Source organism: Streptomyces diastaticus subsp. diastaticus (assembly GCF_011170125.1).
GTDB classification, from domain to species: domain Bacteria; phylum Actinomycetota; class Actinomycetes; order Streptomycetales; family Streptomycetaceae; genus Streptomyces; species Streptomyces diastaticus.
The window spans coordinates 2,375,571-2,398,300 of the sequence record NZ_BLLN01000005.1 but is presented as its reverse complement, the minus strand read 5'-3'; the positions used below and the strand labels follow the sequence as shown (position 1 = coordinate 2,398,300).

The 22,730-nt window shown below is 73.7% G+C and carries 19 protein-coding genes and 1 other RNA gene; 17 read left to right on the top strand and 3 right to left on the bottom strand.

Annotated features, from left to right (window positions below; all coding sequences use genetic code 11):
- The first annotated feature begins 299 nt into the window (after positions 1-299).
- Positions 300-1,022, top strand: a complete 723-nt coding sequence (locus Sdia_RS27720) for a hypothetical protein (protein WP_100457792.1) — start codon at positions 300-302, stop codon at positions 1,020-1,022.
- A gap of 177 nt (positions 1,023-1,199) precedes the next feature.
- Here Sdia_RS27720 and Sdia_RS27715 read toward each other — a convergent pair whose 3' ends face one another.
- Positions 1,200-1,391, bottom strand: coding sequence for a hypothetical protein (locus tag Sdia_RS27715; RefSeq protein ID WP_100457791.1), 192 nt, complete (start codon positions 1,389-1,391; stop codon positions 1,200-1,202).
- A 301-nt stretch (positions 1,392-1,692) separates the two neighbouring features.
- Between Sdia_RS27715 and ftsE the strand changes: the two genes are divergently transcribed.
- From ftsE to ssrA, 5 genes are all read left to right on the top strand, one after another.
- On the top strand, positions 1,693-2,382 hold the full coding sequence (gene ftsE / locus Sdia_RS27710; protein ID WP_100457790.1) for a cell division ATP-binding protein FtsE: 690 nt from the start codon (positions 1,693-1,695) through the stop codon (positions 2,380-2,382).
- 27 nt (positions 2,383-2,409) lie between these two features.
- The gene (gene ftsX, locus Sdia_RS27705) at positions 2,410-3,327 is read left to right on the top strand and encodes a permease-like cell division protein FtsX (RefSeq protein WP_100457789.1); all 918 of its coding nucleotides are present in this window, start codon (positions 2,410-2,412) and stop codon (positions 3,325-3,327) included.
- A gap of 68 nt (positions 3,328-3,395) precedes the next feature.
- A complete protein-coding gene (locus Sdia_RS27700) occupies positions 3,396-4,562 on the top strand; it encodes a S41 family peptidase (RefSeq protein WP_164495049.1) in 1,167 nt (388 codons plus the stop codon).
- A gap of 18 nt (positions 4,563-4,580) precedes the next feature.
- Positions 4,581-5,060, top strand: coding sequence for an SsrA-binding protein SmpB (gene smpB / locus Sdia_RS27695; RefSeq protein ID WP_100457788.1), 480 nt, complete (start codon positions 4,581-4,583; stop codon positions 5,058-5,060).
- A 134-nt stretch (positions 5,061-5,194) separates the two neighbouring features.
- Positions 5,195-5,583, top strand: a transfer-messenger RNA (tmRNA) gene (gene ssrA, locus Sdia_RS27690).
- A 121-nt stretch (positions 5,584-5,704) separates the two neighbouring features.
- On the opposite strand, the gene Sdia_RS27685 is transcribed toward ssrA, so the two are convergent.
- Positions 5,705-7,156, bottom strand: a complete 1,452-nt coding sequence (locus tag Sdia_RS27685) for an MFS transporter (protein WP_100457787.1) — start codon at positions 7,154-7,156, stop codon at positions 5,705-5,707.
- Between the two features lie 83 nt (positions 7,157-7,239).
- On the opposite strand from Sdia_RS27685, the gene Sdia_RS27680 reads away from it, so the two are divergent.
- From Sdia_RS27680 to Sdia_RS27650, 7 genes are all read left to right on the top strand, one after another.
- Positions 7,240-8,202: a LysR family transcriptional regulator gene (locus Sdia_RS27680; RefSeq protein WP_100457786.1), complete on the top strand. Its 963-nt coding sequence runs from the start codon at positions 7,240-7,242 to the stop codon at positions 8,200-8,202.
- A 189-nt stretch (positions 8,203-8,391) separates the two neighbouring features.
- The gene (locus Sdia_RS27675) at positions 8,392-9,189 is read left to right on the top strand and encodes a hypothetical protein (RefSeq protein ID WP_189499822.1); all 798 of its coding nucleotides are present in this window, start codon (positions 8,392-8,394) and stop codon (positions 9,187-9,189) included.
- Between the two features lie 12 nt (positions 9,190-9,201).
- Entirely contained in the window at positions 9,202-11,370 is a 2,169-nt protein-coding gene (locus tag Sdia_RS27670; protein WP_100457784.1) for a bifunctional polysaccharide deacetylase/glycosyltransferase family 2 protein, read from the top strand.
- Positions 11,367-12,749: an acyltransferase family protein gene (locus Sdia_RS27665; protein WP_229830192.1), complete on the top strand. Its 1,383-nt coding sequence runs from the start codon at positions 11,367-11,369 to the stop codon at positions 12,747-12,749. Before Sdia_RS27670 ends, Sdia_RS27665 begins: the two co-directional genes overlap by 4 nt.
- Positions 12,750-12,885: 136 nt before the next feature.
- Positions 12,886-13,533 carry a hypothetical protein gene (locus Sdia_RS27660; protein WP_100457783.1) on the top strand — a complete coding sequence of 216 codons (648 nt, stop codon included), beginning with the start codon at positions 12,886-12,888 and terminating at the stop codon, positions 13,531-13,533.
- A complete protein-coding gene (locus Sdia_RS27655) occupies positions 13,530-14,606 on the top strand; it encodes a hypothetical protein (RefSeq protein ID WP_100457782.1) in 1,077 nt (358 codons plus the stop codon). The genes Sdia_RS27660 and Sdia_RS27655 overlap by 4 nt, the downstream gene beginning before the upstream one ends.
- 149 nt (positions 14,607-14,755) lie before the next feature.
- A complete protein-coding gene (locus Sdia_RS27650; protein ID WP_189499821.1) occupies positions 14,756-15,883 on the top strand; it encodes a uroporphyrinogen-III synthase in 1,128 nt (375 codons plus the stop codon).
- Here the strand turns inward: Sdia_RS27650 and Sdia_RS27645 are convergent, their stop codons facing one another.
- Positions 15,884-16,501, bottom strand: a complete 618-nt coding sequence (locus tag Sdia_RS27645) for a GNAT family N-acetyltransferase (protein WP_229830189.1) — start codon at positions 16,499-16,501, stop codon at positions 15,884-15,886.
- A 171-nt stretch (positions 16,502-16,672) separates the two neighbouring features.
- Between Sdia_RS27645 and Sdia_RS27640 the strand changes: the two genes are divergently transcribed.
- The 4 genes from Sdia_RS27640 to Sdia_RS27625 all read left to right on the top strand — a co-directional run bounded on the left by Sdia_RS27640 (position 16,673) and on the right by Sdia_RS27625 (position 22,465).
- On the top strand, positions 16,673-17,311 hold the full coding sequence (locus Sdia_RS27640) for a CGNR zinc finger domain-containing protein (protein ID WP_115067939.1): 639 nt from the start codon (positions 16,673-16,675) through the stop codon (positions 17,309-17,311).
- Between the two features lie 133 nt (positions 17,312-17,444).
- Positions 17,445-19,835 carry a HelD family protein gene (locus Sdia_RS27635; RefSeq protein WP_115067940.1) on the top strand — a complete coding sequence of 797 codons (2,391 nt, stop codon included), beginning with the start codon at positions 17,445-17,447 and terminating at the stop codon, positions 19,833-19,835.
- 506 nt (positions 19,836-20,341) lie between these two features.
- Entirely contained in the window at positions 20,342-21,778 is a 1,437-nt protein-coding gene (locus Sdia_RS27630) for an NAD-dependent malic enzyme (protein ID WP_189401153.1), read from the top strand.
- A gap of 405 nt (positions 21,779-22,183) precedes the next feature.
- Positions 22,184-22,465, top strand: coding sequence for an HU family DNA-binding protein (locus tag Sdia_RS27625; RefSeq protein WP_003950507.1), 282 nt, complete (start codon positions 22,184-22,186; stop codon positions 22,463-22,465).
- Positions 22,466-22,730 lie beyond the last annotated feature (265 nt).

The following is a 22,730-nucleotide window of genomic DNA, read 5'->3' as shown; positions in this document are numbered from 1 at the left end:
CCCCGCCCGGAACTCCCCGTCCCGCGCTCTTTGTCGACAAGGCAACTGCCGCCCGAGAGGTGGCAGTTGCCTTTTTCGTCACAGTCACCACACCATCACACCGCCAAGTCATCGCATACCTGACATCGCGTACGCAACGGCCTTGACGCTCCCTCGGAAACTGGCAAGGCTGACGCGCGGCATGCGTTTCACTGGGGCATGTGTGAGCGAAACGGGGGGCGGGATCTCATGAGCCCCCGGTGTCCGCCTGCCCCTGGCGCTGCTTCCTTGACGAATGAGCTACAGGGGGTAGCAGGCAGATGACCAAGAAGACGCGGATTCGCGTGGCACGGATCGCGGCCGGTGCCGTGATCGCCGCAGGTGCCTCGCTGACCGCCGCGGGGGCCGCCCAGGCCCTCAGCGTCGACGCGGAGGCCGGTGGCCTCGGCACCTCCGTGACCGCCGACGAGCAGGGTCTCGAACTCGGCGTCCAGGCCGACGGCGACGACCCGGAGCCGTCGCCGACCGAGCCCACCGAGATCCCGACGGGCGAGCCGACGGACCCGGGCACCCCGGACCCGACGGACGAGCCGACGGACCCCGGTACGCCGGACCCGACGGACGAGCCGACGGACCCGGGCACCCCGGACCCGACGGACGAGCCGACGGACCCGGGCACCCCGGACCCGACGGACGAGCCCACCGACCCGGGCACCCCGGACCCGACGGAGCCCGGTACGCCGGACCCGAGCGAGCCCGGCACCCCGGACCCGTCCGAGGACCCGAGCGTCGACCCCACCCTCCCGGGTGACGGCAACGGCACGGACCCCAACGGCGGTACCGGTGACGACGTGAACACGAACCCCGACAGCGCCGGGCAGCAGCCCGTCGCGCAGGGCAAGGCCAAGGAGGAGCTGGCCGAGACCGGCGCCGCCGAGACCACCTTCCTGCTGGTCGGGGCGGCCACCATGATCGCGGGCGGCATCGGCTTCCGGCTGCTGCCCCGCCTCGTGGGCGGCCGTGACGGTGGCGCCGCCGCCTGAGCCGCGGCTCGGCAGCGGTGACCCGGCACGCCGGGTGAGCCGTCCGTACCGGCCCCCGCGCCCGTACGGACCGTAGGACACGCGCAAGGCCGAGGGGCCGGTCGCGGACGCAGCCGGCGTCCGTACCGGCCCCTCGGGCCGTTCCGGCGGCCGTGCGCGCGGCGGGCGGGCGCCTGCTCAGGCGGCCTGTGCGACCAGCAGGGCGAGGGCCAGCAGCAGCACTCCGGCCAGGGCCGCCAGCACCGCCGGGCTCAGTCCGCCGAAGGGGCCTTCCTGGCGCATCCGCTCGCGGTGCGCCCGGCACACGGCGCAGCGGCCCTCGCTGACCGGCGAGGCGCAGTTGGCGCACACCAGCCTGTCGTAGGTCATCCGCTCTCCTCTCCCGCGCCCGGGCGGGACCACGCGCCGCTCGGACCGGGCCCCACCGGCGTCAACGCCGACGGCGTCGCCCGCGTTCCCCGGGGCCTTCTTCCACTGTGCCAGCTTCCGGGCGCCGGGGCGCGGTCCGGGCGGCGCGTACCCCCTCGCGCGGGCGCGCGGAGGGCGCCCTTGACCCGCATTGTCCGGAAGATGCCCGGAACAAGCGCGCATCACGGACCGTCGCCTGCGCCCTCACATCGCCTTCGCGTAGGGTCACGCTCACCTACCCCCGGCGACACGTGGTGCTTTCGTGATCCGATTCGACAATGTCTCCAAGGCCTACCCCAAGCAGAACCGCCCCGCACTCAGGGATGTCTCCCTGGAGGTCGAGCGTGGCGAGTTCGTGTTCCTCGTGGGGTCGTCCGGTTCGGGCAAGTCCACCTTCCTCAGGCTGATCCTGCGCGAGGAGCGCACCAGCCAGGGACAGGTCCACGTGCTCGGCAAGGACCTGGCCCGGCTCTCCAACTGGAAGGTGCCGCAGATGCGGCGCCAGCTCGGCACCGTCTTCCAGGACTTCCGGCTGCTGCCCAACAAGACGGTGGCCCAGAACGTCGCCTTCGCGCAGGAGGTCATCGGCAAGTCCCGCGGCGAGATCCGCAAGTCCGTGCCGCAGGTCCTCGACCTGGTCGGCCTCGGGGGCAAGGAGGAGCGGATGCCCGGCGAGCTGTCCGGTGGTGAGCAGCAGCGCGTCGCCATCGCCCGCGCCTTCGTCAACCGTCCCAAGCTCCTCATCGCCGACGAGCCGACCGGCAACCTCGACCCGCAGACCTCGGTCGGCATCATGAAGCTGCTCGACCGGATCAACCGGACCGGCACCACCGTGGTCATGGCCACCCACGACCAGCAGATCGTGGACCAGATGCGCAAGCGCGTCATCGAGCTGGAGAAGGGCCGCCTCGTCCGCGACCAGTCCCGCGGCGTCTACGGCTACCAGCACTGAGACCACCCAGATCACTGAAAGGACGCCATGCGCGCCCAGTTCGTCCTGTCGGAGATCGGCGTCGGTCTCCGTCGCAATCTCACGATGACCTTCGCGGTCGTCGTCTCCGTGGCCCTCTCCCTCGCCCTGTTCGGTGCCTCGCTCCTGCTGAGCGACCAGGTGAACACGATGAAGGGCTTCTGGTACGACAAGGTCAACGTCTCCATCTTCCTGTGCAACAAGAGTGACGGCGAGACCGACCCCAACTGCGCCAAGGGCGCCGTCACCGGCGAGCAGAAGAAGCAGATCCTCGCCGACCTCAAGAAGATGCCGACGGTCGACAAGGTCGTCCACGAGTCGAGCGACGAGGCGTACAAGCACTACAAGGAGCAGTTCGGGGACTCGCCGCTGGCCAGCTCGCTCACCCCCGACCAGCTCCAGGAGTCGTACCGCATCAAGCTGAAGGACCCGGAGAACTACAAGGTCATCGCCTCGGCCTTCGCCGGGCGTGACGGCGTGCAGTCCGTCCAGGACCAGAAGGGGATCCTGGAGAACCTGTTCGTCATGCTCGGCGGCATGAACTGGGCGGCGCGGGCGGTGATGGCGCTGATGCTCGTCGTGGCGCTGATGCTGATCGTCAACACGGTGCGGGTCTCGGCGTTCAGCAGGCGGCGCGAGACCGGCATCATGCGGCTGGTCGGCGCTTCCGGCTTCTACATCCAGGCGCCGTTCATCATGGAGGCCGCGGTCGCCGGACTGATCGGCGGAATCGGCGCCTCCGCCATGCTGGTGCTCGGCCGGTACTTCATCATCGACAACGGCCTGGCCCTCTCCGAGAAGCTCAACCTCATCAACTTCATCGGCTGGGACGCGGTCCTCACCAAGCTCCCGCTGATCCTCGCGACCAGCGTGCTGATGCCCGCGCTCGCCGCCTTCTTCGCGTTGCGCAAGTACCTGAAGGTGTGACAGATGTCCCCGAGCGCCCCACGGAGAGCCCTCCGTGGGGCGCTTGCCGCTGTCCTAGACTCACCCGCATGTCGGGTCTCAGCGCATTCTCCCGGCCCCGGGGCAGCCGCCGCGGGGCGGTGGCCCTGACCCTGGTCGTCACCGGTGTCGCGGCCGCCCAGCTCGCCTGCGGCCTCCCCGGCGACGAGAGCCCGGCCGCCGGCCACGCCGCCGCCCAGGCCCCCGCCGCCGCCCACGACGCCGTCGTCGAGGCCGCCGCCCGTGCCGAGGCCGACGGCAAGTCCGGCGCCGACGCCGCCGCCGAGGCGGTCAGCCGTTCCGGCGACCGCTGGGGCACGGTCTACGATCCGGAGGAGTACGCCGCCTTCGAGCAGGCCCTCGACGGCCGGTACACCGGAGTCGGCCTCCGCGTCCGCGCCCGCGCCGACGGCGCCGCCGAGGTCGCCCGTGTCCAGGAGTCCGGCCCCGCCGACCGCGCCGGGATACGCCCCGGCGACCTGCTCCGCGCCATCGACGGCCGCAGCGTCACCGGCCTGCCCAGCACCGAGGTGGTCCGCCTGCTGCGCGGCGGCGCCGACGCCGTCCCCGGCAGCCAGGTCGTCCTCGCCACCGAACGCTCCGGCCGCGCCCGTGTCCACACGCTGAGCCGGGCCCGCCTGCACACCGAGTCCGTCACGGTGGGCCGGCTGCCGCACGGTGCGGTCCGGATCAAGGTCACGGCCTTCACCAAGGGCTCCGGCGCCGAGGTGCGCTCCGCGCTGGCCGCCGCCCCCGCCCGGGCCGGCCTCGTCCTGGACCTGCGCGGCAACTCCGGCGGCCTGGTCAGCGAGGCCGTCACCGCCGCCTCCGCCCTCCTCGACGGGGGCCTCGTCGCCACCTACGACGTACGCGGCGAGCCGCGCGCCCTGCACGCCCGCCCCGGCGGCGACACCGGGCGCCCCGTGGTGGTGCTGGTCGACGGCGCCACCATGAGCGCCGCCGAGCTGCTGGCCGGGGCGCTCCAGGACCGGGGCCGCGCGGTGGTCGTCGGCAGCCGCACCTACGGCAAGGGGTCCGTGCAGATGCCGACCCGGCTGCCCGGCGGCTCCGTCGCCGAGCTGACCGTCGGCCACTACCGCACCCCCTCCGGCCGCGGCCTCGACGGGCGCGGCCTCACCCCCGACCTGGACGCCGGGGCGGGGGACGCCTCCGAGCGGGCCGAGACGGTATTGAGTGGCCTCGGGTCCCCCTCCTGATGCGAAGATGGCGGGACTATGGCTAAGGAAAAAGGGCGCAAGCTCATCGCCCAGAACAAGAAGGCGCGCCACGACTACCTCATCATCGACACCTACGAGGCCGGACTGGTCCTCACCGGTACCGAGGTGAAGTCGCTGCGACAGGGCCGGGCCTCCCTCGCCGACGGCTTCGTCCAGCTCGACGGGCACGAGGCGTGGCTGCACAACGTCCACGTCCCCGAGTACAGCCAGGGGACCTGGACCAACCACTCGGCGCGCCGCAAGCGCAAGCTGCTGCTGCACCGGGAGGAGATCGACAAGCTGGAGTCGAAGTCCCAGGAGACCGGCCACACCATCGTGCCGCTCGCCCTGTACTTCAAGGACGGCCGCGCCAAGATCGAGATCGCGCTGGCCAAGGGCAAGAAGGAGTACGACAAGCGGCAGACCCTGCGCGAGAAGCAGGACCGTCGCGAGACCGAGCGCGCCATCTCGGCGGTCCGCCGCCAGCAGCGCGCCTGATCCGCCCGCCGGCCGGGCCGTCGGGAACAGGCTGGCACGGTCGTGCGTTGGTCACGTACGATGGGAGATGTCCCGCAGGACGGGGCGACCCGGGCCGGAATCCTGATCACCGGTCCACTTTGAAAACACCACATGGGGATGATCGGTTTCGACAGCGGATGTCGAAGCAGGGGAAGCGAGTCGAGGAAGCGGCAATGATCTCGTAAACCACGTGTCGCAAAAAATAATCGCCAACACCAAGCGCGATTCCTCCGCCTTCGCTCTCGCTGCCTGATCTCAGGTAGCCGCGAAGACTCTGCGGAGTGTCAGCCCGGGGCTGTTCCCGACCCGGATCCTGGCATCAGCTAGGGGACTAAACCACTAGACCCGGTCACGGGGCCTGGTGGGAAACCAAACAGTGACTGAGCCCGTCGGAGACTTGTTCGCGTGATCTCCGGGGCCGAGAAAATCGCAGCGAACTGCACTCGGAGAAGCCCTGGTTCCGCACCGTTGGACGCGGGTTCGATTCCCGCCATCTCCACAATTCCCATGTAGGCGAAGCCCCCGGTCCTCGGACCGGGGGCTTCGTCGTGTTTCCGGCCCCCTCCCGCCCGCGGAACCGAGGCCGTCCGGTGGGCCCGGGTGTTCTCGGACCGCCGGAGTCCTCAGCCGCCGGACGGGCCGGCGGGAAGACCGTCGGCCCGGACGGGGTCCGAAGGGGCCGGGAGGGTGCGGAGCCTGGCGAGGGGGACGGCCGAGCCGGCGGCGGTGAGGGCGAGGAGGTAGCCGGTGCCGGGCGGGAAGTGGTCGGCCAGGGGGCCGGAGAGGGCGGAGCCCAGGGCTATGCCGGTGAGGATGGCGGTGACGGCCAGGGTGAGGCCCTCGTTGAGGCGGGCCGGCGGGGTGCGGTGCTGGACCAGGGTCATCGCGGTGATCATGACCGGGGCGGTGGCCGTCCCCGCGCACAGGACCGCCGGGGCGAGCGCGGTGGGTGAGCCGGTGGTGGCGGCCAGTGCGGGCAGGGCGAGGGCGCCGGCGAGCAGGGCCAGCAGCGCCGGCAGCCGGGCCGCGGGCGGGGCGAGCGGGGCGCGGGCCCCGTAGACCAGGCCGGCCACGCAGGATCCCGCCGCCTGGAGGCCGACGATCAGGCCGCCCGCCGCGGCGTGGCCTGCCGCGTCGGCGAACGCGAGGGTGGTGACCTCCAGGGTGCCGAAGACGACCCCGGTGGCGAGGAAGACGGCGAGCAGCGGGGCGGTGCCGGGCTGCCGGAGCGGGACGGCCGGGCCCGTGGCGGAGCGCGGGTGCGGACGGGGCTCGGTGGCCCGCTGGGCGGTGAACAGGGTGATGCCGCCGACCAGCAGTGCCACCCCCGTCAGGGTGCCGGCCTCCGGGAACAGCGAGGTGCACAGGACGGCGGCGAGCGCGGGCCCGACCATGAAGCAGACCTCGTCGACCGCCTGCTCGAGGGAGTTCGCGGTGTGCCTGCGGGCCGGGTCCTCACCGAGCAGGGCCTGCCAGCGGGCGCGGGCCATCGCTCCGGCGTTCGGGACGGTGGCGGTCGCCGCGTACGCCGCGAAGAGGGTCCAGGCCGGAGCGCCGAGGTGGACGCAGGCCACCAGCGCGAGGGCGCCGCAGGCGGCCAGTGCGGCGGCGGGCCGGGCGACGCGGCGCTGGCCGTACCGGTCGACGAGGCGGGCCGTCCACGGGGCGACCAGCGCGGTGGCGGCCAGTCCGGTCGCGGTGACGGCGCCGGCCAGCGCGTACGAGCCACGGGAGGCGGCGATCATCAGGACCGCGCTGACCGAGAACATCCCCGCGGGCAGCCGCGCCAGCAGTCCGCCGAGGGTGAAGGCGGCGGCGCCGGGGAGGCGCAGCAGGGCCGGGTAGGAGGGGCGCCCGGACTCCGGTGCCCCGGGGCCGGAGGCGTCCGGGCGGCGGGCCCGGTGCCCCGGCGGGCCGGGGCCCCGTCGCGGCCGGCGTGGGGGCGGTGGGCCGGGGGGACCCGATTCCGGCGGCCTGGGCGGAGCGGCGAGGACCAGGGTGTGGCCGGAGACGGCGCACCGGGTGGTGGAGGCGGGCAGGGCGGGGCGGCGCCGGAGCGCGGGGAGGGAGGGCATGGCAGGAGTCTGCGGCGGGGCGGGTGCGGGGGTCCAACACCTGAGCCGCGCCCGTTCACGCACTTTCGTTGTAAGTTCGCCGGATGTCGCCACCCGAGCCCGCGCCGCGCCTGTTGCGCGCCTTCCTGGCCGTCGCCGAGGAACTCCACTTCACCCGGGCCGCCGCCCGCCTCTACGTCGCCCAGCAGGCCCTCAGCCGCGACGTGCGGCGGCTGGAGGCGGAACTCGGCACCGAGCTGCTGCTCCGTTCCACCCGCCGGGTCGAACTCACCGCCGACGGCGAGCGCCTTCTCCCCTACGCCCGCCGCGTGCTCGCCGCCCACGAGGAGCTGGCGGCCGCCTTCGGGCAGGCCCGCCCGCTGCTGGTCGACGTCAACTCGCCCGGCCTCGTCTTCGAACGCGTCCTGGAGCACGCCCGTCGCCTCGTCCCCGACCTGGAGGTGATGGCCCGGTACGAGAGCGGGCTGACCGGCGCGGCCCTGGAGATCGCCGCCGGGCGCCTCGACGCGTCCTTCGGGCGCTGGGCCGGACTCGAACCCGCCCTGCGCGACCAGCTCGGCCACCAGCCCGTACGGCTCGAACCCATGGCGGTCGTCCTGCCCGAGGACCACCCGCTCGCCGACCGGGCCGAGGTACCGCTCGGCGCCCTCGCCGGGGAGTCCGTCTACGCCGGTGCGGGCAACCCCCGCACCCCCGAGTGGACCGGCCTGGCCCACGAGCTCTTCGCCGGCCGGGGCATCCGCGTCTCGCCGCCCGCGCCGCTCGCCGTCGGCCGCGAGGAATTCGAACGTGTCATGGCGAAGTACCGGCATCCGGTGCTCGCCGTGGTCGACTTCCCCGCGATGCCCGGGTGCGTGCTGCGCCCGCTGACCGACCCGGTGCCGCTCTCCCCGGTCTCCCTGGTGTGGCGCAAGGGTCTCAGACACCCCGCGCTGGACGCCGTACGGACCGCCGCCGCGACCCTCGCGCGAGACGAACAGTGGCTCGAAGCGCCCCCCGGCTCGTGGCTGCCGGAGGCCGATCGTCAAAGCATGGGTCAACCCTGACACCACGGAATTACTTCTGATTCCGGCGTGCGCTACATTCTTGGTCCGGGCTCTGTGTGATAGAGGGGCGCTCGGGCGGGGTGGGGGGCCTGGCCCGACGGCATCGTCCGGTTTCCTCGTTCCGCGCGCCCGGACACCTCGATGGGGGAGTGGCGCCGCACCATGGCCGTAACACCGGAAGAAGCACCCGTGAACCGGATCGACGACGGAGCCGCCTGGCCGGAACAGGGCGGGCCGACCTCCACACACGTTCACGATCCGTTCGAAGTCACCATCCAGATGGACGGCATCGGCCGTCACCTGGAAGGCGCCCACCGGCCGCGCGGCGCCCACGCCAAGCCGCAGTCGAGGCCGTTGCCGGAGCCCGCCGACGGGCCGGTCTTCGTCGACGAGTCCGGCCGCCGCGGCCGGCATCTGCGGCGCCTCGGGCTGGCTTGCGGCCTCGCCTTCGCCGGCTACGCCGTCGTCGTGGTCGCCACGCTCTTCTCCGGCAACTCCTCCGCGCCCTGGCTGCCGCTGCCCGGCCCCGAGGCCGACCGGCCCGCCGGCGGCGTCGACACCCCCGGCCTCCCCGAGGAGCCCGCCGGCGCACCGGCCGATCCCGCCGATCCCGCCGACGAGACCGCTCCGGCCGCCGGGACGAACGAGACACCGGAGGTCCCGGCGGAGGACGCCCTGGACGGCACCGGCCTTCCGGCCGGCACCGCGCCCCGGCCGGACACCCCGGCCGACCCGGCGCCCGGCCGGACCGCCCCGGCCGCACCGAGGTCCCCGGAGCCGTCCGAGACCGGCGCGCCCGGTACGCCCGTCGAGCCGAGCCGGCCGCAGGAGAGCCCCGAGGAGCCGGCGGACCCGTCGGCCGATCCCGAGGCACCTCCCGCCGACGGCGGCGACACCGCACCGCAGGCCCGCCCGGCCGCCTTCGCACCGCACCCCGTCCCCACCCTGGCGCGCACCGCCCCGGCCGAGGAGAACCAGGCCGCCTGAGGCCGCACCACCATGACTTCCCGTTCCCGAGCGGTGCGGCGGCGCAGACTGCCGCTGCGGTACCTGCTGCCGTCGCTCTTCCTCGTCGCCCTCAGCGCCATGCTGATGCTCCGCGGCTACGTGCACAGCGAGATACTCGCCGACCACCGCGTCCAGCCGCCCGCCGCCACCGACAAGGTGCCGGAGGAGATCATCGAGGGCGGGCCGGTCATCGCCCACCGCGACGGCAAGCCCACCTCCTTCTCCGTCCCCGACCACAAGCTCGTCCTCACCTTCGACGACGGGCCCGACCCGGAGTGGACCCCGAAGGTCCTCGACGTCCTCGCCGAACACGACGCGCACGGCGTCTTCTTCGTCACCGGCACGATGGCCTCCCGCCACCCCGACCTGGTCAGGCGGATGGTCGACGAGGGCCACGAGCTGGGGCTGCACACCTTCAACCACCCCGACCTCTCCTACCAGTCCAGGAGCCGCATCGACTGGGAGCTGACCCAGAACCAGCTGGCCCTGGCCGGGGCCGCCGGGGTGCGCACCTCGCTGTTCCGGCCGCCGTACTCCTCCTTCGCCAACGCCATGGACAACAAGTCCTGGCCCGTCACCGAGTACATCGGCTCGCTCGGCTACCTGACCGTCGTCAACAACACCGACAGTGAGGACTGGAAGCGTCCCGGCGCCGACGAGATCATCCGCCGCGCCACCCCGCGCGGCGGCGAGGGCGCCATCGTCCTCATGCACGACTCCGGCGGCGACCGCTCGCAGACCGTCGAGGCCCTCGACCGGTTCCTGCCGTCGCTGAAGGAGAAGGGCTACCAGTTCACCAACCTCACCGAGGCACTGGACGCGCCCAGCGCCCACACCCCCGTCACCGGCGCCGCCCGCTGGCAGGGCGTGGCCTGGGTCTGGGCGGTCGGCATCTCCGGGCACGTCACCGGGGTCCTGGTGGCCGGTCTCGCCGTCATCGGCGTCCTCGTCTTCGCCCGCTTCGGGCTGATGCTCCTGCTCTCCTTCCTCCACGCCCGGAAGGTGCGCTCGCGGAGGTTCCGCTGGGGGCCGCCGGTCACCGAACCGGTCACCGTGCTGGTGCCCGCCTACAACGAGGCGAAATGCATCGTCAACACGGTGACCTCACTGACCGCCAGCGACCATCCGGTCGAGGTCATCGTCATCGACGACGGCTCCAGCGACGGCACCGCCCGCATCGTCGAGGACCTGCGCATACCCAACGTCCGCGTCGTCCGGCAGCAGAACGCCGGCAAACCCGCCGCCCTGAACCGGGGACTCGCCAACGCCAGCCACGACCTCATCGTGATGATGGACGGCGACACCGTCTTCGAGGCCGCCACCGTCCGCGAACTGGTGCAGCCCTTCGGCGACCCGAGGGTCGGCGCCGTCGCCGGCAACGCCAAGGTCGGCAACCGCGACACCCTCATCGGCGCCTGGCAGCACATCGAGTACGTGATGGGCTTCAACCTCGACCGGCGCATGTACGACGTGCTCGGCTGCATGCCGACCATCCCCGGCGCGGTCGGTGCCTTCCGCCGCAGCGCCCTGGAGCGGATCGGCGGCATGAGCGAGGACACCCTCGCCGAGGACACCGACGTCACCATGGCCCTGCACCGCGACGGCTGGAAGGTCGTCTACGCGGAGAACGCCCGCGCCTGGACCGAGGCCCCCGAGTCCGTCCAGCAACTCTGGTCGCAGCGCTACCGCTGGAGCTACGGCACCATGCAGGCCATCTGGAAGCACCGCCGCGCCCTGTTCGAGAAGGGACCCTCGGGCCGCTTCGGCCGCGTCGGCCTGCCGCTCGTCTCCCTCTTCATGGTCCTCGCGCCGCTGCTGGCCCCGCTGATCGACGTCTTCCTCCTCTACGGCCTGGTCTTCGGCGACACCGGCAAGACCGTCCTCGCCTGGCTCGGCGTCCTCGCGATCCAGGCGGTCTGCGCCGCCTACGCCTTCCGGCTCGACAAGGAACGCATGACCCACCTCGTCTCCCTGCCGCTCCAGCAGATCCTCTACCGGCAACTGATGTACGTCGTGCTGCTCCAGTCCTGGATCACCGCCCTCACCGGCGGCCGCCTGCGCTGGCAGAAGCTCCGGCGGACCGGCGTCGTCGAGATGCCCGGCGTGGCCGCCCCGGCCGGCGTCCGCCCGGCCGAGCCCGAGCGGAGGCCCGTCGCATGACCGAGACCCCCTGGTCCGCCGCGCCTCCGCCCCGGCCCCCGCACGAGGGCCACGGCGGCGGCCGCTACCCGCGGCCGGGCGCTCCCGACGTGCCCCAGGTCCCGGGCGTACCCGGTGTCCCGGCCCCTCACCGGACCCCCGGCGTGGCGCCGGGCCCGCTCACCGCGACCGTGCCGGCGCCCACCGCCGTACCCGCTCCCGAGGAGCCGCAGGCCCCCGCCGCCGCGCCCAGGAAGCCCGGCCGCGACCGGTACCTGGACCTGCTGCGCTCCATCGCCCTGGTCCGGGTCGTGCTCTACCACATCTTCGGCTGGGCCTGGCTGACGGTCCTCTTCCCGTCCATGGGTGTCATGTTCGCCCTGGCCGGCTCCCTGATGGCCCGCTCGCTCTCCCGTCCGGCGATGGGCGTCATCCGGGGCCGCGTCCGGCGCCTGCTCCCGCCGATGTGGGTCTTCGGCGCGCTGCTGCTCGCCATGTTCGTGTACGCGGGCTGGAACCCGGGCCGGTCCGAGGGCGCCTGGGGCTGGGCCGCACTTCTCAACTACCTGGTGCCGGTGGGCGCCCCGCCCTACCCCTGGTCGGTCGGCGACGCCTCCGGCCTGCTGGAGCAGACCTGGGCCGTGCAGGCCGCCGGGCCGCTCTGGTACCTGCGGGCGTACCTGTGGTTCGTGCTCGCCTCGCCGCTGCTGCTGTGGGCCTTCCGGCGCGCGCCGTGGCCGACCATGCTGGCGCCGCTCGGTCTGACCGCCGTCGTCGGCACCGGCCTGGTGCAGATCCCCGGTGAACTCGGCAACGCCGTCACCGACTTCGCCGTCTACGCCGGCTGCTGGACGCTGGGCTTCGCCCACCAGCAGGGGCTGCTCCGCGAGATCCCGCGCTACCTGGCCGTCTCGCTGGCCAGCCTCGTCATGGCCTTCGGCCTGTGGTGGGCCTCCGGCCACCTCGGCCCCGACGGCTGGGACCTCAACGACATCCCGCTCGCCCAGGCCACCTGGTCCTTCGGCTTCGTCACCATCCTGCTGCTGTACTCGCCCTCCTGGCAGACCCTGCCGGGCCGGCTCGCCAGGTGGGACCCGCTCATCACGCTCTCCAACAACCGGGCCGTGACGATCTACCTCTGGCACAACCTGCTCATCCTGGCGACGGTGCCGCTGATCGACCTGCTCTACCGGCTCCCCTTCATGGACGACGCGCGGTGGGGCAACGCCCTCTCCACCACGTACAGCCTGTGGATGTTCGTACTGGTCTGGCCGCTGATCGGGCTCATGGTGGTGGCCGTCGGCTGGGTCGAGGACCTCGCGGCCAGGCGCCCGCCGCGCCTGTGGCCCGACGGGACGAAGCGCGGCGCCGCCACGTCGGGGGCGTCCCACCGCAAGTGAACCTCGGCCGGGAGGCGTGAAGGTACCGCGCACGCCCCTGGGGCCCCTTTCCCGCCGTTGGTACCGTCTTGGGACGTCCGGCCACGCCGGGCATCCCTTCGCGTTCCCCACGCGCCGTCCGAGAAGGAGCCCCACCGTGTCCCGTCGCATCCTGCCCCTCGCGGCGCTGACCGCAGCCACCGCCCTCACCCTGACCGCCTGCGGCGGGGAGCCGGCGGAGCCCGACGACATCAAGGGGGCGGGGGCATCGGCTTCGGCGGGGGCGGGTGACGGGGCCGAGGAACAGGACGGCGGCCGCCCCGACCTGAAGCTGCCCGGGGACGTGGAACTCGCCTTCGAGTCCACTCCTCCCTCGGACAGCGGCCACGCGGCTGCTCTGACCGATGCGGAGAACTACATCAGGGCCCTGGCGCACGGCATCGTCGCGCAGGACCCGGAGGACAAGGCCTACCAGTTCTACTCGGAGGGGTCGGCGGCGCAGTACGCCAAGGAGCAGATCCAGCAGTGGGTCGACGGCGAATGGACCGCCACCGGCAAGGACCGCTACTACCGGGCAGAGACCGCCGACGTGGGCAAGTCCAAGGGCGTGCTCGTCACGATGTGCCGCAACCAGGCCGACTACTTCGGCAAGAACGTCAAGACCGGCAAGGTCGAGCGCACGGAGGAGAGCCTCAAGAGCTACCAGAAGTTCAGCCTCCTCATGCGTCCGGCGAAGAGCGCCGGTGAGCACTGGGTGGTGCAGCAGATCGAGGTTCAGGGAGAGGTGCAGGAGTGCAAGGGATGACCACGTCGCGCGCCGTTCTTCGCGGACCGGCCCTGGCTCTGTCGGCGGCCCTCCTCGCCCTGTCTGGTGTAGCCCATGCCGACGCACCGGGCGACAACACCACGGTTCCGCCTCCACAGTCCAAGCCCGGCGGAAGCACCGACGGCAAGGGCAAGGTCTCCGCGGGCGTCTCGCAGATCCAGATATCGCAGGTCAAGGGCGGTGGCTCGGGCAAGCGTGGCAACCTCGCCCCCATCGACACCGACTGGGAGCCGCCCGCCTGCTGGTACGAGCCGGTCTTCACGCCCGAGGAGCTGAAGGAGTTCGTGGACCGGTCCGACGGCCAGGGCGACGTCGGTATCCATCAGTCCTGGTACGGCAAGGGCCTGTGGACCGACCACTACCGGGACGGCAAGGCCCAGGACAACATGGACGACGACCGCACCGAGGCCGAAGGGTACGAGAACTACAACATCGGCAAGGGCGGAAACTTCTGGCGCAGCGTCGCCCCCGACGACTCCCACCCGGACTCCTGGGACTGCGGGCGCATCATGTTCTGGATGCCCGACAACCAGGTCCCCCGGATCCCCAACGCCCCCACCCCCCGGATGCTCGCCGAGTACGCGTACGAGCACGTGAAGGTGCCGGACACCGAGGTCGAGGTGCGGCCGCAGGCCAAGTCGACGGTGAACCTCCCCACCTGGGTCTGGCTGGACGAGGGGAAGTTCGAGGACGTGGTGGTCCGCGCCGAGCTGCCTCGCACCAACCTGTACGCGGAGACGACCGCGCACCCGGTCAGCCTCACCCTGGAGCCCGGCACCGAGGACGCCGAGACCTTCCCGGCCGGCGGCACCTGCCGGATCAACGAGGACGGCAGTATCGGCAGCCCGTACCGGAAGGGCAGCGCCGACCAGGACCCGCCGTGCGGCATCACCTACCTGCGGGCGAGCGACAAGCCCTACGAGCTGAGCGCCTCCATCACCTGGGAGATCAGCTGGGAGGGCACCGGCGGCGCGGGCGGAGACCTGCCCGACGGCACCTTCGAGACCACCCAGGACATGACCGTCCAGGAGATCCAGTCCATCAACCGCTGAAGCCCCCGGGTGCGGCCCCGGCCGAGCGGCGGCTGCCTGCCGAGCCGCCTCCGGCCGGCGGGCGCACCGGGGGTGGCATCGTGGTGGGCGGGAAGTGACGGGTGACCTCGGCAGCCGCGCCGGGGGCGACGAGTGCGGGGTGCGGGCGGATGAGCGACGCGGGCGCGGATGGGCCGTCGCCCCTGGCGGGGTTCACCGTCGGGGTGACGGCGGAACGGCGGGCCGGAGAGCTGGGGGCGCTGCTGGGGCGCCGGGGCGCCGAGGTGGTGTACGCGCCCGCGCTGCGGGTGGTGCCCCTCGCCGGCGACGGGGAGTTGCGGGCGGCCACCGAACGGCTCGTCGCGCGGCCGCCCGAGGTGGTGGTGGCCAGTACCGCCGTCGGCTTCCGGGGCTGGGTCGAGGCGGCCGAGGGGTGGGGGACCGGCCCGGCTCTGCTGGCGGCGCTGGGCGGGGCCCGGCTGCTGACCCGGGGGCCGAAGGTGACGGGGGCCGTCCGGGCGGCGGGGCTGCGTGAGGAGTGGTCCCCGCGGTCCGAGGCGATGGGCGAGGTGCTGGAGCGGCTGCTCGCCGAAGGTGTCGAGGGGCTGCGGGTGGCCGTGCAACTGCACGGCGAGCCGGTGCCCGGCTTCGCTGAGGCGCTGCGGGCGGCCGGCGCCGAGGTGGTCGGTGTGCCCGTCTACCGCTGGCTGCCGCCCGCCGACCCCGCCCCCCTGGACCGGCTCGTCGAGGCGACCGTGCGGCGCGGTGTCGACGCGCTCGCCTTCACCAGCGCGCCCGCCGTCACCTCGCTGCTCCGCCGGGCCGATGCGCTGGGCCGGCGGAAGGCGCTGGTGGACGCCTTGCGCGGTGAGGTGCTGCCCGTCTGCGTCGGCCCCGTGACCGCGCTGCCGCTCCAGGAGGCAGGGGTGGAGCCGGTGCGGCCCGAACGGTTCCGGCTCGGGCCGATGGTGCAGCGGCTCTGCGAGGAACTGCCCGGCCGGGCCCCGTTGCTGACCGTCGCCGGGCACCGGGTGCGGCTCCGCGGCCACGCCGTCCTGGTCGACGACGAGCTGCGGCCCGTACCGCCCGCCCCGATGGCCCTGCTGCGGACGCTGGCCCGGTCGCCGGGCCGGGTCGTCGGCCGCGACGAACTGCTGGGGGCGCTGCCCGGCGCCGGGCACGACGAGCACGCGGTGGAGGGGGCGGTGGCCCGGCTGCGGGCGGCCCTGGGCGTGCCCGGGCTGGTGCTGACCGCGGCCGGACGCGGCTACCGGCTCGCCGACGGCCCGGGGGCCTGATCAGACGGCCGGGCGTGGCCGTACGTGCACGTGCCCGGGCAGGGGGAAGATCGGCGGGTGCGCCGCCAGCGTCTCGACGTGCGGGAAACCGGCCTTCTCGGCGACCCGGCAGGAGGGCTCGTTGTCGACCTGGTGGAGGAGTTCGAGACGGGTCAGCGCGGGCAGAGCGGCGAACGCCCAGTCGGCGAGGGCCACGACGGCGCGGCCCGCCAGGCCCCGGCCGCGTACCGAGGCGGTGGTCCAGTAACCGACCTCGGCGGTGTCCGTGCGGGCGGGACGGTCCTCGTGCCCGAACACCTTGAGCACCACGCAGCCGGCCAGGACACCGGTCGCCGCCGGGTCCCGGACCCCGGAGGGCGCCGGTCCGCTGCCGCCCGGAGCCTGGGCGGCCAGTTCCACGGCGAAGGAGTAGCGGCTGCCGTCCCGGGCGCCCGCCTCCTCGCGGGCCAGCCACGCCCGGGCGCCCGCCTCGTCCTCGGGCCAGGTGCGGGTGAACCTCCGCAGCAGCGGATCGCGGTAGGCGTCGATCAGTTCCCGGGCGTCCCGGGCCCGCCAGGGCCGCAGCGAGAGCCCCGGACCTGCCGGGAGGAAGGGCGGCATGCCCACAGGCGCGTACATGGGGACAGGTTACGGGGGAAGACGTTCATAGGGCCGGTCAACAGGGCGGCAGGGAAAGGTGGTTGGCATCCGGAGAGCCTCCAGGGCTTCCCCGGCGCCCGGGTGGCGGGCACGGTGGACGGGGCGGGGCCGCGTCGGGTGGTCCCGGCCCTCGGCGGGCGGAGGTGCACGATGACGGGGCACGCGTACCGGGCAGGGGCGAGCGCGCGGGTGCTGCGGTTCGACTGCGGACGGGTCTGCCTGGACCTCGTCGCCACCGCGCACCCGGTGGAGCGGCTCGACGGCGCCGACCGGCTGCGGCAGTGGCTGACCGGTGCCGGCCTGGTGCCGCCCGGCACCCGGCTGGAGCGCGCGGGGCCCGGCTGGCTCGCCGCCTTCCGGGACCTGCGTGGCCAGATCGCCACCGTGGTCGGCGCCGAACTCGACGGGCGCCCCTGCGGCCACGCCCTCGACCGGGTCAACGCCGTCGCCCGCAACCCGCCGCCCCCGCCGCGTGCCGTCCGCAGGCCCGACGGCACCCTCGGCCGGGGCCTGGCCGGCGACCCCGACTGCCAGGCGCTGCTCGGCGCGGTCGCCCGCGACGCGGTGGAGCTGCTCACCGACCCGGACGCCCGCGCCCTGCTGCGCCGCTGCGCCGGCCAGGACTGCCCACTGGTCTACCTCGACACCTCCCGCGGCCGCCGGCGCCGCTGGTGCTCCGGCGAGACCTGCGGCAACCGCGAACGGGTCGCCCGCCACCGGCGCGGCCGCCGGACCGTCCAGAACGGGCGGGCCGGTGCCCGGACGCCGGGCGGGCCTGGTGGCGGCTGACGCGCCGCCCGCCGCCCTCCCCATGCCCCGGGCAAGTGGAGTTGCGTCTTCCAATTGCGTGTGCGGCGTGCACGCGGCCCCGCCGGTCGCGTAAGTTGGACGGCTGCCCAGCGCATGTGAGAAGGGGGCCTCGGTGGCCGACGTACGCGACCGTGAGATCAGCATCGAGCAGGACCACCTCGACGGGGTGTACCGGCGCCTGGAGGAGAAGATCCAGGAGGCGGAGTTCCTGATGCGGGACGCGGCCCGCCGCGGCCAGGTCGGCACGCCCGGCGCGCTCGCCGAGCGCGACGCCCAGGTCTTCCGGGCCGGGATCCATCTCAACCGGCTGAACAACGAGTTCGAGGACTTCCTCTTCGGCCGCATCGACCTGCTCCTCGGCAAGGACGGCGAGAAGGGCCCCGACGGCGCCTACACCTCCGTCGAACCCGCCGACGACGCCGTCCACCCCGACGGCACCGCCGACATCGCCGAGACCCTGCACATCGGCCGCATCGGCGTCCTCGACGCCGACTACACACCGCTGGTCATCGACTGGCGCGCCCCCGCCGCCGCCCCCTTCTACCGGTCCACCCCCGTCGAGCCCGGCCGCGTCGTGCGCCGCCGCGTCATCCGCTCCAAGGGCCGTCAGGTGCTCGGCGTCGAGGACGACCTGATGCGCCCCGAGCTGACCGCGCGCCTGGCCGGCGAACCGCTCGCCGTGGTCGGCGACGGCGCGCTGATGGCCGCCCTCGGCCAGGCCCGCAGCCACACCATGCGCGACATCGTCGCCTCCATCCAGGCCGAGCAGGACCGCGTCATCCGCGCCCCCGCCGCCTCCGTCACCCTGGTCGAGGGCGGCCCCGGCACCGGCAAGACCGCCGTCGCCCTGCACCGCGCCGCCTACCTCCTCTACCAGGACCGGCGCCGGTACGCGGGCGGCATCCTCATCGTCTCCCCGACCCCGCTCCTCGTCTCCTACACCGAGGGCGTACTGCCCTCCCTCGGCGAGGAGGGCCAGGTCGCCATCCGCGCCCTCGGCTCCCTGGTCGACGGTGCCGAGGCCACCGCCTACGACCCTCCGGCCGCCGCCCGTGTCAAGGGCTCCGCCCGCATGGTCCAGGTGCTGCGCCGGGCAGCCCGGGGCGCCCTCGACCTCGGTGCGGCCCCGCCCGCCAGGGCCGGCCGGGACGAGGAGGCCGGCGAGGCCCCCGAGGGGCAGCTCGACCTCGGCCTGCCCGCCGCCCCGGCCGGGCCGCCCGAGCGGCTGCGGGTCGTCGCCTTCGGCCGCCGCGTCGAGCTGGACGCCGCCGAACTGGGCCGCGTCCGGCGCGACGCGCTCAGCGGCACCGCCCCCGTCAACCTGCTGCGGCCCCGCGCCCGCCGCCTGCTGCTCGACGCCTTGTGGGCCAGGTCGGGCGGTGCCGGACGCCACCAGGACCCGGAACTCGCCGCCGAACTGCGCTCCGGCTTCGACGAGGACATCCTCTCCGAGGACTCCTTCACCGCCTTCCTCGACGCCTGGTGGCCCGAGCTGACCCCGCGTGCCGTGCTCGCCGCCATGGCCGACGAGAAGCGGCTCGCCCGCTGGTCCCGCAAGGTGCTGGGCCAGGGCGAGGCGCGCCGCGTCGCCCGCTCGCTGTCCCGGCTCGGTCCGGCCGGCGAGGGCCCGCTCTCCGTCCACGACGTGGCCCTGCTGGACGAGCTGGAGGCCGTCCTCGGCACTCCGCCCCGGCCTCGCCGCAAGCGCGAGGCCGACCCGCTGGACCACCTCACGGGCCTCCAGGAGCTGATGCCGGTCCGCGAGGAGACCCAGTGGGAGCGGGCGGAGCGGCTGGCCCAGGAGCGCACCGAGTACACCCACGTCATCGTCGACGAGGCCCAGGACCTCACGCCGATGCAGTGGCGGATGGTCGGCCGGCGCGGTCGCCAGGCCACCTGGACCGTGGTGGGCGACCCCGCCCAGTCCTCCTGGTCCGACCCCGACGAGGCCGCAGCGGCCCGCGAGGAGGCACTCGGCAACCGGCCCCGCCGCCGCTTCACCCTCACCGTCAACTACCGCAACCCGGCCGAGATCGCCGAGCTGGCCTCCCGCGTGCTGGCCCTCGCCATGCCCGGCTCACCCTCCCCGCGTGCCGTCCGCTCCACCGGCGTCGAGCCGCGGTTCGTGGTCGCCGGGGAGCCGATGGGGGAGACGGTGCGCGCGGAGGCGGCCCGCCTGCTGGAGACGGTCGACGGCACGGTCGGCGTGGTGGTCGCGATGGAACGCCGTGAGCAGGCCGCCCGCTGGCTCGCCGGCCTCGGCGAGCGCGTCGTCGCCCTCGGCTCGCTGGAGGCGAAGGGCCTGGAGTACGACGCGACGGTGGTGGTCTCCCCGGCCGAGGTGGCCGACGAGTCCCCGGCCGGGCTGCGCGTGCTGTACGTCGCGCTGACCCGGGCGACGCAGCAGCTCACCGTGGTCTCCGGGCGCCGCGACCAGCCGGACGCGGACGGGGTGCCGGACCTGCTCCGTGACGACGTGCCGCCGGAGCTGCTGGGGGAGTGAGGGGTGCGGGGCGCCGGGAAATCCGGCGGAATCCGTCACTCCGACAGGAGTGGACGGACGGGGGAGGTTTGTTAGCCTGGGAATTGGCACCGGCCCGATCCAAGCCCCCGGGCCCAACCATAGTCGCTTCGAGCGACCACTTGCCGCGAGGCGAGCATGGCGGGTCGGTGTCCTGACTTCAGGCCGAGGGCCCGCATCGTCACCGACGGTGCGGGCCCTTCCGCCGTTCAGGCCCCGGCCCCGGCCGCCGTCGGGCCCCGGTCCGCGCCGTCCGGGTCCGGGGCCCGACAGAGGGCTCCGGGGGGTTTCGCGTGCGGGCTGATTCTCGTATGGTGGAATCCGTTTTCCGTTAACGGGCTCCGAACGGGTTTCCGGCCGGGAACAAAACGTCCGCAATCCAGGTGGCTACCGCGTACTGCCCGGTAGGTGCGACGATCGGACAGCACTCGCCACGCACAGAGGTGGCCGGTGTGTATGCGAACCAGGGAAAGCAGAGGAAGTCCGCCATGGCAACGGCGCCCAGCGTCTCCTACTCGATGACGGTACGGCTGGAAGTGCCCGCCAGCGGCACAGCGGTCTCCCAGCTCACCACGGCCGTGGAGTCCCACGGCGGCTCGGTGACCGGCCTCGACGTCACCGCCTCCGGCCACGAGGCGCTCCGGATCGACGTCACCATCGCGGCGAGCTCCACCGCGCACGCCGACGAGATCGTCGAGGGCCTGCGCGGCATCGACGGCGTCGTGCTCGGCAAGGTCTCCGACCGTACGTTCCTGATGCACCTCGGCGGCAAGATCGAGATGGCGTCCAAGCACCCCATCCGCAACCGCGACGACCTCTCGATGGTCTACACACCCGGCGTCGCCCGGGTCTGCATGGCCATCGCCGAGAACCCCGAGGACGCCCGCCGCCTCACCATCAAGCGCAACTCCGTCGCCGTCGTCACCGACGGCTCGGCCGTCCTCGGCCTCGGCAACATCGGCCCGAAGGCCGCCCTGCCGGTGATGGAGGGCAAGGCGGCGCTCTTCAAGCGGTTCGCCGGGATCGACGCCTGGCCGATCTGCCTCGACACCCAGGACACCGACGCGATCGTGGAGATCGTCAAGGCCATCGCCCCCGGCTTCGCCGGCATCAATCTGGAGGACATCTCGGCGCCCCGCTGCTTCGAGATCGAGGCCCGGCTCCGCGAGGCGCTGGACATCCCCGTCTTCCACGACGACCAGCACGGCACCGCCATCGTCGTGCTCGCCGCGCTCACCAACGCGCTGCGCGTGGTCGGCAAGTCCATCGGCGACGTCCGGGTCGTCATGTCCGGCGCCGGCGCCGCCGGTACGGCCATCCTCAAGCTGCTGCTCGCCGCGGGCGTCAAGCACGCCGTCGTCTCCGACATCCACGGCATCGTGCACGCCGGCCGCGAGGACCTGGTCGACACCCCCGCCGACTCCCCGCTGTGCTGGGTCGCCGACAACACCAACCCCGAGGGCGTCCGCGGCACCCTCAAGGAGGCCGTGGTCGGCGCCGACGTCTTCATCGGCGTCTCCGCCCCGAACGTCCTCGACGGCGCCGACGTGGCCGCCATGGCCGAGGGCGCCATCGTCTTCGCGCTGGCCAACCCGGACCCGGAGGTCGACCCGGCGGTGGCCCGCGAGACGGCCGCCGTCGTCGCCACCGGCCGCTCGGACTTCCCCAACCAGATCAACAACGTGCTGGTCTTCCCGGGCGTCTTCCGCGGTCTGCTGGACGCGCAGTCCCACTCGGTCAACACCGAGATGATGCTGGCCGCCGCCGGCGCCCTGGCCGACGTGGTCGCCGAGGACGAGGTCAACGCGAACTACATCATCCCGAGCGTCTTCAACGACAAGGTGGCCGGCGCCGTCGCCGACGCCGTCAGCAGCGCCGCCAAGGCCGTCGGCGCGGCCCCCGCCCCGTCCCCCACCGCGGTCTGACGCTCCGGCCGGACCCGCCGCCCCGCCGTACGCCTGAACGGGGGCGGCGCACGGGGGCGGCGGCCCGGCGCGTCGCGGAAGAGCCCGGCCGCCCCCGCTCTAGGGTGGCGAAACGGCGCGGGAACCGCCCCCACGGGCGGGCGCCCGGCCCTGCGGTCCGCTGCTGAGAGCGGACGGAGCGTCACGACCCGAGGCGGTGGCGCTGTCCGTGTGACTCTCGCGGGTGCCGGATTGGCTTTCGCGCCGCAGGTGGGGGCAGGATGCCTCCTCGAGGGCTACGTCCAGGGTGAACCCGGGCGGAAGAGAGTCCGACGACGGACCCGGTTACGGGGCTCCCCGGGGGGCCCTGACAGCATCGGCTTCGATCTCACGCCTCAACGGCAAGATGAACACGGGAGTACAAACATGAACCGCAGTGAGCTGGTGGCCGCCCTGGCCGACCGCGCCGAGGTGACCCGCAAGGACGCCGACGCCGTGCTGGCCGCGTTCGCCGAGGTCGTCGGCGACATCGTCTCCAAAGGCGATGAAAAGGTCACCATCCCCGGTTTCCTGACCTTCGAGCGCACCCACCGTGCCGCTCGCACCGCCCGCAACCCGCAGACCGGCGAGCCGATCCAGATTCCGGCCGGCTACAGCGTCAAGGTCTCCGCGGGCTCCAAGCTGAAGGAAGCCGCCAAGGGCAAGTAAGGCCCCGAGGGCGCGCCACCCGGCCGCCGCACCGCCCACGGGCGGGGAGCGGCAGCACGCGGACAGCGCGCCTCAGGGACAGCGAAGGGGGGCGGCCACCCACTGTGGGTGGCCGCCCCCCTTCGGCGTGCCGGAAGCCCGCCACCCCGGTCCGCGGGGCCGGAGGCGGCTCTGAGCAGGGCCGTACGCCCGCTCAGGGCCGCGCGGGGACCGGGTGGCCCCCGGGCGGCCGCGGGGTTCCGCGCAGCGCTGAGGCGGCCGTACG